This window comes from Variovorax sp. WDL1 (assembly GCF_001541225.1).
In the GTDB taxonomy this organism is placed as follows: Bacteria; Pseudomonadota; Gammaproteobacteria; order Burkholderiales; family Burkholderiaceae_C; genus Variovorax.
In genome coordinates, this window is record NZ_LMTS01000098.1 from 22,080 (window position 1) to 28,753 (window position 6,674).

Annotated in this window: 7 protein-coding genes; 4 read left to right on the forward strand and 3 right to left on the reverse strand. The window is 66.8% G+C overall.

The features are described 5' to 3' along the window. Positions 1–128 precede the first annotated feature (128 nt). Together sauS and APY03_RS14560 are read left to right on the forward strand one after the other, a co-directional pair. The gene (gene sauS / locus APY03_RS14555; protein ID WP_068677936.1) at positions 129–1,571 is read left to right on the forward strand and encodes an acylating sulfoacetaldehyde dehydrogenase; all 1,443 of its coding nucleotides are present in this window, start codon (positions 129–131) and stop codon (positions 1,569–1,571) included. Further along, positions 1,568–3,091, forward strand: a complete 1,524-nt coding sequence (locus APY03_RS14560; RefSeq protein ID WP_068677921.1) for an AMP-binding protein — start codon at positions 1,568–1,570, stop codon at positions 3,089–3,091. The genes sauS and APY03_RS14560 overlap by 4 nt, the downstream gene beginning before the upstream one ends. A gap of 8 nt (positions 3,092–3,099) precedes the next feature. Here APY03_RS14560 and APY03_RS14565 read toward each other — a convergent pair whose 3' ends face one another. Both APY03_RS14565 and APY03_RS14570 read right to left on the reverse strand, forming a co-directional pair. Then, positions 3,100–3,426 carry a hypothetical protein gene (locus APY03_RS14565; protein WP_102906244.1) on the reverse strand — a complete coding sequence of 109 codons (327 nt, stop codon included), beginning with the start codon at positions 3,424–3,426 and terminating at the stop codon, positions 3,100–3,102. A 7-nt stretch (positions 3,427–3,433) separates the two neighbouring features. Then, positions 3,434–4,663: an RHS repeat domain-containing protein gene (locus tag APY03_RS14570; RefSeq protein WP_068677923.1), complete on the reverse strand. Its 1,230-nt coding sequence runs from the start codon at positions 4,661–4,663 to the stop codon at positions 3,434–3,436. A gap of 304 nt (positions 4,664–4,967) precedes the next feature. On the opposite strand from APY03_RS14570, the gene APY03_RS14575 reads away from it, so the two are divergent. Further along, positions 4,968–5,345, forward strand: a complete 378-nt coding sequence (locus tag APY03_RS14575) for a helicase SNF2 (protein ID WP_068677924.1) — start codon at positions 4,968–4,970, stop codon at positions 5,343–5,345. 107 nt (positions 5,346–5,452) lie between these two features. On the opposite strand, the gene APY03_RS14580 is transcribed toward APY03_RS14575, so the two are convergent. After that, complete coding sequence (locus APY03_RS14580) at positions 5,453–6,343, reverse strand: LysR substrate-binding domain-containing protein (RefSeq protein WP_068677925.1); 891 nt, start codon at positions 6,341–6,343, stop codon at positions 5,453–5,455. A 140-nt stretch (positions 6,344–6,483) separates the two neighbouring features. Here APY03_RS14580 and APY03_RS43775 point away from each other — a divergent pair. After that, positions 6,484–6,674: Rv2993c-like domain-containing protein (locus tag APY03_RS43775; protein WP_232324268.1), on the forward strand; the 191-nt coding region annotated here is incomplete at its 3' end.

Here is a 6,674-nt window from a genome sequence, read left to right on the forward strand (position 1 = left end):
CAAGCTCTCCCCCAGGTTGGCTCACTTCGTGTAGCCGCCCACCCCCTCCCGGGGGCAACACCAGCGGCCCGGCAAAGCCGGTTCCGCGGTGTTCCCCGAATGAAAAAGCATCTACCCCAATGACGCCCATGAAACACTCATCCCCCGAAGCCACCGGCCCCATTGCCGAACTCGTGGCCCGCGCGCGCGCGGCCCAGCGCATCTACGAAACCTGGTCGCAGGAACAGGTGGACATGGCAGTGGCCGCCGCAGGCTGGGCCATCATCGAGCCGAAGCGCAACCGCGAGCTGGCCGAGCTGGCGGTAGCCGACACGGGCATCGGCAACGTGGAAGACAAGGTCGGCAAGAACCATCGCAAGACCTTCGGCCTGCTGCGCGACCTGCGCGGTGCGCGCTCGGTGGGCGTGATCTCGGAAGACCCGGCGCGCGGCATCGTCGAGATCGCGCGGCCGGTGGGCGTGGTGTGTGCCGTCACGCCCTCGACCAATCCCGGCGCGACACCGGCCAACAAGATCATCAACGCGCTCAAGGGGCGCAACGCAGTGATCGTCGCGCCCTCCCCCAAGGGCTGGTCGACGGCCGCGCGGCTCATCGAATTCATCCATGCGCAGTTCGATCGCATCGGTGCGCCGCGCGACCTGGTGCAACTGCTGCCCTCCCCGGTCACCAAGCAGGCCACGAGCGAGCTGATGCGCCTGTGCGACCTGGTGGTGGCCACCGGCTCGCAGGCCAACGTGCGCGCCGCGTACGCAAGCGGCACGCCGGCCTTCGGCGTGGGTGCGGGCAACGTGGCCAGCATCGTCGACGAGACCGCGGACACCGCTCTGGCGGCCGATCGCATCGTGCTGTCGAAGACCTTCGACAACGCGACCAGCTGCTCGTCCGAGAACAGCCTGATCGTCGTCGATGCGGTGCGTGGGCCCCTGATCGCCGCCCTCGAGGCGCGCGGCGCGGTGATGCTCGATGCGGCGCAGAAGAAGACCCTGCAATCATTGATGTGGCCCGAGGGCAAGCTCTCGGCCGCAGTCATCGGCAAGTCGGCACGCGAGATCGCCGAGCGCGCGGCAGCGCAGGACGCCGCGGGCCGCGCCGGCTGGCTCGCGATCGCCGAGCGCCAACCGCGCATCCTCATGGTGCCCGAGGACGGCGTAGGCCACGAACATCCGTACTCGGGGGAGAAGCTGAGCCCCGTGCTCGCCGTCTATGCCGCGAAGGACTTCGACGAGGCCGCTGCCATCGTCGATCGCATCTACGCCTACGAGGGCGCGGGCCATTCGGTGGGGCTGCACAGCGCCGAGCCGGAGCGCGCGATGCGCCTGGGCCTGACGCTGAAGGTGTCCCGGGTGATCGTCGACCAGGCGCATTGCATTGCCACCGGCGGCAGCTTCAACAACGGGCTGCCCTTCTCGCTGTCGATGGGGTGCGGCACCTGGGGCAAGAACAACTTCTCCGACAACATGAACTACCGGCACTTCCTGAACATCACGCGCGTGTCGCGGCCGATCCCCGAGCGCGTGCCGAGCCAGGAGGAGATCTTCGGCGAGTTCTTCGCCAGGCACGGTGCCGAGTGAACGCCTCGACTGTTCGTGCCCTGATCGAGGAGCAGGCTGCGCGCCGGCCCGAGGCGATCTACGCGTTGTCCACCGAGGGCGGCGCGCCACTGCACTACGCCGAGCTGGCGCAAGGATGCCGCAGCGTCGCGGCGGTGCTGCGCCAGCATGGCGCCAAGCCGGGCGACACCGTGTCGCTCGTCATGCCCAATGGCCTGCAGACCCTGCGCGTGCTGCTGGGTGCGATGCATGCCGGCATGTGCGTGAACCCCGTCAACCTGCTGTCGCAGCCCGAGCAGATGCGCTATGTGCTCGCGCATTCCGACTGCCGCCTGGTGTGCGTCTCGCCCGAGTGGGAAGAACGCGTGCGCGCCATGCTGCAGGACATCGGGCGGCCGGTGTCGCTGATGGTGGTCGATCCCGAGGCCGCGGCCCTGCCGGGCGAGGCCGAGGCGCCCGCCAGCGGCGCGATCGGCGAAGAGACCGCCCCTGCGCCGGAAGACATCGCCCTGCTGATGTACACCTCCGGCACCACCGGCATGCCCAAGGGCGTGATGCTGAGCCAGCGCAACCTCGCGGCCAATGCGCAAGCCATCAGCGTCGAACATGGGCTGGGCCCGGCCGATCGCGTGCTCGCGGTGCTGCCGCTCTATCACATCAACGCCTTCGCTGTGACCATGCTGGCGCCGCTTGCGCACGGCGGCAGTCTGGCGATGCCGCCGAAGTTCTCGGCCGGCCGCTTCTGGGAACAGGTCGCGCAGGCCCGGTGCAGCTGGATCAACGTGGTGCCGACCATGATCTCCTACCTGCTCGAAGGCCCCCAGCCACCGGCAGCGCAGACCGCGGGCATCCGCTTCTGCCGCTCGGCCTCGGCCGCGCTGCCGCCCGAGCACCACCGCGCCTTCGAGCGGATGTTCGGCATCGGCATCGTCGAGACCATGGGCCTGACCGAGACCGCGGCGCCCTCCTTCTCCAACCCCATGGACCCTGCGAAGCGCAAGCTCGGCTCGGTGGGCCGCGCCTCCGGGTGCGAGGCGCGGGTAATCGATCAGCAGCTCGCCGAAGTGCCCGACGGCACCACCGGCGAGCTCGCGATCCGCGGGCCCAACGTGATGGTCGGATACTACAAGAACGACGAGGCCACGCGTGCCAGCTTCACCCCTGATGGATGGCTGCGCACCGGCGACCTCGGGCACCGCGATGCCGACGGCTTCTTCTTCGTCACCGGCCGCATCAAGGAGCTGATCATCAAGGGCGGCGAGAACATCGCGCCGCGCGAGATCGACGAGGCGCTGCTCGCGCATCCCGCGGTGCGCGACGCGGCTGCGGTGGGCGTGCCCGACCGCCACTACGGCCAGGAGATCGGCGTCTGCGTGATCCTGCGCGAGGGCAGCGCCTGCACCGAGGAGGAGCTGCGCGCGTACTGCGCGGGTGCGCTCGGGCGCTACAAGGCGCCGGGGCACTACCGCTTCGTCGAGGAACTGCCGCGCGGGCCTTCGGGCAAGGTCCAGCGGCTCAAGCTGCTGCCGCTTTTCGAGTAGGGCACACCCTAGCTGGGGTAGGTCTCCGGGAAGTGGTGCTGCTCGATCAGGTGCATGGCCCAGGCACGGATTCGGTATCGCCACCTTATCCAAGGTTCGCTTGCATCCGCAAGTTCGCGCAAGGAGCGATTGTCTTGTTGCGATATGGTGATGCCCACTTCTGCCCATTCGTTCAGAGGTTCGAAGTCGAAGCGGCCTTCTCGCTTTCTGATCGTGAGCCTGCCGATTGGCTTCCATTCATCTTTGGGATTGAAGTCGAGCGACACCACGAGATAGCTCACCACATCATCGTCGTGAGCTTCACGTTCCAGAAGCATGTGCGTGGTCAATCCCATGGTAGATCTACCAGTTGTTTCCGAAGACGTCTCGATTCCTAAACACCACGTTTGGATGGTAAAGATCCTTCTCCCTATTTTGTTGCTCGCGCAATACGCGCGTATGGCTTTGCTTCTGTACTGCTAGTGCCTCCTTCGAAGGAAGATGACGAGCAGAGTTGCACAAACTGGCCTCGGCCATCTCATGCCGGTAGAACGCAATGTCCCATCGGCTTTCTTCACCGCGCTTCAGTCGTGCAATCATGTCTCTGTTGGGCGCATCAAACGGATCGGTATCGAAATCCGCTCCTTGAATCTCCGCCAACCACCGCAAGTGGGCTTCGATAGCTGGAATCCCCAGGTACTCAGCAAGCCCAAACGGGTCCTTCTTCGTCAGTGGATTGCCACTCACGTAGAGGAATGGATTCGCGCCACCAGCCCAGCCAATCGGATCGGCCTGCGTATACCGCCCACAACTCGGGCAATAACTGCGGAAGTAGTTGTAGTGAAGTCGGGATTCTGTATCGAAGTACTGCCCTTGATTTCGCAGGTTGAAGACGATCTCTGAGATACCTGTCGTACCCGGATCCGGCGTGATGTCCAGGTTGGCGAAGCGGTACTTGGCAAGCGTCGGCTTCTCGTCTCCAAAGGCCGAGTAGGCCAACTGCCACACCACCTGCCCGTTGGCGTTGGTCAGTCGCCGGGGTGTGTTGACGTTGTCGCTGTGCACCGCATGGAGCTGGCCGTCGATCACCGCTGCAACAGGCATCGGGCCGTTGGCCGTTGGCAGATAGATGTACTGGGTGCTCCCGGCGCTGTTGGCGCCTCCGGTGCCGGTCTCCGAAAGCAGGTTTCCCTGCTCGTCGTGCATATAGGCGGTACCGAGCTTCTCCGCATCGGCAACGCCCGGGCTCCAGAGTCGCGTGAAAAAATCCTTGGGGCTGTCCGCAATACCCGCGGATGTCGTGGTACCCGGTGGGGCTGCGCTGGATGGCGGTGCAGCGTTGAGTGCGCCCGTCAACGCGAAGGTGGCGAGGACCACCGCGGCGATGCACCAAAGGTGACGCGTCGGGAACGGCGCAGATGATTCGTGCCTCGTCGGCGCTCGGCGGCGCGGGACAGGTCCCCGCGTGACTTTGCGCGTGGACGCGGGGCGAGGGAATTCCAACGACGACTTGCGGTTTTCGCCCAAGCCGATGAGAGATGGGACGCGCGCGATCAGCGCCGACAGCGGCGCGAGCCACGATTGGGATTTCATGTGTGACAGCTCTCCTGGAATGCCTGCTTTTGTTCTTGGCTCCCCTCCAGGCGTGAGGGGCGGCGCGAATATACAGCGTGCGGGAGAGGAGACTGACGGCCTCGTCGTCCAGATTGAAAAAGCCTGCGCGGATGTATTCCAGTGTGTCCGCAGCCTTCGCGATTACATGGGGGTTCAAAAATTCAGGCCGGTCGAAACATCGTCGATACATGCGCGCGCTGCAATAGCGGCACCCGCTCGAAAGGCGGGAACGACGATCCCCCGACCGATTCGACATCCACCCAAGCCACTTGAAGGAACTGACATGAACACCACCTCGAAGATCATTGCCGCAGCCGCTTTCTCGCTCTTCGCCGCTGCCGGCGCGCAGGCCGAGGCCTACCACGGCGTGCATGCGCCGGTCTCGGCCAACAGCCGTGCCGACGTGCGCGCGCAGGCCGTTGTCGCTGCCCGCAGCGAGAACCCGTACGCGGAAGGCATCTCGTCGCGCGTCGCGCCTGTCCTGACCGCATCGACCGACCGCGGCAGCGTGCGCAGCGAGGCCGTCGCCGCTGCACACAGCGCCAACCCCTACGCCGAAGGCTATGGCCAGGGCGTGTCGCGGGTGATGGGCGGCATCGACCGTGCCACGGTCCGCGCCCAGGCGCATGCAACGGCCCGCGGCGCACAGTTGCCGCTGTAGTCGCAGACGCACGATCCGCTCACGCGCTCTCTCGGGAGACCGCGAGAGCGGGCCCATGCACAGCCGGCATGGCGCCTGCGGCGGCGCATGGACGACGCGCTTTCTGCTCAGCCCGCCGGGTGCGCCGCCAGATAGTCGACCAGCGCCCGAACCGCCGGCAGCATGCCGCGCCGGGACGGGAAGACGGCCTGGATCGCGCTCTCGGTGCAGCCCCATTCAGGCAGCACGCGGACCAGGCGGCCATCGCGCAGCTCCTCGCGGCACAGGATGTCCGGCAGCAGCACCACGCCCAACCCCTCGAGCGCTGCGCGCTTGAGCGCGAACATGTCGCCGCAGACCAGCCGTGGCGCATGCACGAATTCCGCCGCTTCGGCATCGCGCCGCAGCAGCCACGCATGGCGCTCGCTCTCGGCAGGAAGCGATAGCGTCGGCCATGCCCCGAGGCCAGGCACGTCCACCGGCATGCCCCGCTCGCGCAGCAGCTCGGGGCTGGCCATCAGCACGTCGTGCGTGCGGCCGAGCGGACGCACCACCAGGCTCGAATCATCGAACGGCGGGCGGCGCACGCGCAGCACCACATCCATCGGCTCCTCCAGCGGGTCGATGCGGCGGTTGCTCACCGTGAGCAGCAGCCGCACCCGGGGATGCGCCTTCATGAAGGCCGGCAACAACGGCGTCAGCCAGAACTGCGCGAGCGTGAGAGGGCAGCTCACGCGCAGCACGCCCTGCGGCTGCGCCACCGCCTCCTGGATCAGCTCATGCGCCGACTCGCCCAGCGTCACGATCGCCTGGCAGCGCTCGTAGAAGCGCTCGCCCACCGAGGTGAGCACCAGCCGGCGCGAGCTGCGCTGCAGCAGCCGCACGCCCAGGCGCTCCTCCAGCAGCGTGATGCGCCGGCTCAGGCGCGACTTGGGCACGCCCAGCTGCCGGCTCGCGGCCGAGAAGCCCTGGTGCTCGACCACCTTGGCGAAGAACACCAGGTCGTTGAGGTCTTCCATGTCTTCGGTGTCTCCTTGTGCTCGCGATGATCGCCGGGCACGGCGTTCTGCCGCTGGAACGTTGCGTTCTTCGCGGCCCGATTGTGTGCGCACCGTTCCATCCACATCATCGAAGGCATCGAATTCGATGGAGACAAAGGATGAAGCTGGCCGCCTTTCGCCACCACGGCACGCCGAAGTACGGCGTGGTCGAGGGGGAAGAAGTCGTCGACGTATCGGACCTGCCTGGCGCGCCGGCGGGCCTGCGCGAACTGCTGGAGCGCAGCGCCGAAGGTCTCGCCTGGGTGCGGCAGGCCGCGCGCCATGGCCCGCGGCTGCCGCTGGCGCAGGT